Below are 2,377 nucleotides of genomic sequence, written 5' to 3' on the forward strand. Positions count from 1 at the left end.
CGGCAGATGAAGTACACCTGGCTGCCCTTGAGTGCCTATCTCTCGTTTGAACGTCTACGTGAAGAGGTACACCGCTTACTCGGTGGTTACGGAACTGATCACGCGATTAATTTTGAATAGGCACTTACGCGCGCCTGAGCGCCTTCAGCCGTTGCCTGCATATTGCGCTGTCGTCGGACAAGCTGCTCGACGTCTTCGACCAGAATAAAGTGGACGCCCTAAAGCGCGACTGGCAGCAGTTCTCGGAACTCAAGCGCTCGGTCCAGATCCGCTATCAGGAAACGGTAGATATCCGCGAGTTCGAGCCCAAGATCCAGAAGCTACTCGACGATCATGTCGTGGCGATGCCCGCCGAGACGATCATCGATGTGGTCAACATCAACGATCCCGATGCGCTGAAGGCGGTGGTCGAGGAAACCGGTGTCTCGGAAGCCTCGAAGGCCGACCGCATTTCCAGTGCCACCCGGCGGGCGATCACCGAGAACATGGATGAGGACCCTACCTTTTACAAACGTTTCTCGGAGCTGCTCGAAGAGACGATCCGCGCCTATCGCGAGCAGCGGCTCTCCGAACGTGAGTACCTGCGGAGCGTGGTAAAGCTGGCGAGCCAGATAGCGCGCAAGGAGCGCGGCCATCACGTGCCGGAGCGCCTCAAAGGCGATGAGGATGGGCAGGCGTTCTTCGGTATTCTCGACGGCCAACTCCAGACCCGGGACGAGGCGACGGTGGCGGGCGACGAAGCGGCCATCATCTCCTTGGACATCATCGAGATCATCAAGTCACATCTGATCGTCGACCTGTGGTCGAACGAGATGGCGCAGAACGATCTACGCAACGCCATCGACGACTACTTCTTCGATGTCATCCGCGACCAGAAGGGCGTCGATCTGCCGGTCGAGGTGCTAGACGACTTGGAGCTGAAGATCATGAACCTCGCCCGAGCCAGGTTCGCTGCATGATGCAAGAAAGCCACTGCCTGCGCTACGGAGCACAGAACATTCACTACGAGATCGTCCGGCGGCCCAGAAAGACGCTCGAAATCGCCGTCGAGCCGGATGCCTCGGTGACGGTCGCAGCCCCCCTTGAGACACCGCTGGAGGCCATCGAAGCCAGGCTGCGCAAGCGAGCCGCCTGGGTGATGCGGCAACAGCGCTATTTCTCACAGTTCCTGCCGCGGACACCCGAGCGGCAGTATCTCGCCGGTGAGACGCACCTCTACCTCGGACGGCAGTATCGACTGAAGGTGATCCCGCATACGCACAATCGTGTAAAGCTGATCCGAGGGTTCATCGTCGTACAGACCCCTCGCCCCTACAGCCCCGAGACGACACGCGAATTGGTCGAGGCCTGGTACCGGGATCGGGCGCACCTCAAGTTCCCGGAGCGGCTCGAACATTGCCTCGCCCGCTTTCCGGCGCCTCAGGCATTCCGACCGCAGGGGCTCATTGTGCGCCAGACACAGCAGCGTTGGGGCTCTATGTCTCCTGCCGGTCACCTGCTGCTCAATCGCCGCCTGGTTCAGGCCTCGGTCGATGCCATCGACTACGTGATTACCCACGAACTCTGCCACGTGGCCGAGCCTCATCATGGCCCGGCATTCTATGAGCTCCTAGATAAGATCATGCCGGACTGGGAGCGGCGTAAGCAGCGGCTGGAACGGGCCATGGCTTGAGGGCTGCGCCTGCCCAAATGTCCGGCTCTCTCACGAGCGCCGTTGCCAAGCCACCGCCGAGCGTGAAGCGAGCCGCCAGCGGCGCTACACTATCGCCGCCGCATGCGCTGTCACATTCGCCCGCCAAAGAGGTTTCCCGATGCCTTCGCACCTGCTCTCCGTCGACTCGCTCTCCCGTGACGCCGTCGACCATCTGATCCGCATTGCCGAGCGCATGGAGCCGATCGCCCAGCGGCGCAAGGTGACCCGCGTGCTCGAAGGCGCCGTGCTCGGCAACCTCTTCTTCGAGGCCAGCACCCGAACCCGCATCAGCTTCAACGCCGCCTTCTGCCGGCTCGGCGGCAGCGTCTGCGACACCACCGGCTTCACCTTCTCGTCGATGGCCAAGGGGGAATCGCTCTACGACACCAGCCGAGTGATGGGCGGTTACGTCGACGCCATCGTCATGCGCCACCCCGAGCAGGGCTCGGTGGCGGAATTCGCCGAAGCGACCCAGGTGCCGGTGATCAACGGCGGCGACGGCCCCGGCGAACACCCAAGCCAGGCGCTGCTGGACGTCTACACCATCACCAAGGAGTTCGCGCGGCTGGGCAAGCCGCTGGCCGGCGCCCACCTGCTGCTGACCGGCGATCTGAAATACGGCCGCACCGTGCACTCGCTGATCAAGCTGCTGTCGCTCTACGAACCGCTGCGGATCACGCTGGT

The 2,377-nt window shown here is 62.3% G+C and carries 2 protein-coding genes and 2 pseudogenes; all 4 read left to right on the forward strand.

All coding sequences use genetic code 11. From position 1 onward, the window contains the following. A pseudogene (locus R3F72_RS18400) lies at positions 1 to 120 on the forward strand (IS630-like element ISHsp2 family transposase); the annotation flags it as partial. Between the two features lie 89 nt (positions 121 to 209). Further along, positions 210 to 959 carry a type I restriction enzyme endonuclease domain-containing protein gene (locus R3F72_RS18405; RefSeq protein WP_332780465.1) on the forward strand — a complete coding sequence of 250 codons (750 nt, stop codon included), beginning with the start codon at positions 210 to 212 and terminating at the stop codon, positions 957 to 959. Beyond that, the gene (locus R3F72_RS18410) at positions 956 to 1,672 is read left to right on the forward strand and encodes a M48 family metallopeptidase (protein WP_332780466.1); all 717 of its coding nucleotides are present in this window, start codon (positions 956 to 958) and stop codon (positions 1,670 to 1,672) included. The genes R3F72_RS18405 and R3F72_RS18410 overlap by 4 nt, the downstream gene beginning before the upstream one ends. A gap of 139 nt (positions 1,673 to 1,811) precedes the next feature. Beyond that, a pseudogene (locus R3F72_RS18415) lies at positions 1,812 to 2,377 on the forward strand (aspartate carbamoyltransferase); the annotation flags it as partial.

This window comes from Salinicola sp. 4072 (assembly GCF_036663415.1).
Taxonomy (GTDB): Bacteria; Pseudomonadota; Gammaproteobacteria; order Pseudomonadales; family Halomonadaceae; genus Salinicola; species Salinicola salarius_A.

Bases quoted from the DNA above. Each gene is read 5' to 3' on its own strand.
- R3F72_RS18410 (WP_332780466.1), top strand. From the start codon at position 956: ATGATGCAAGAAAGCCACTGCCTGCGCTACGGAGCACAGAACATTCAC.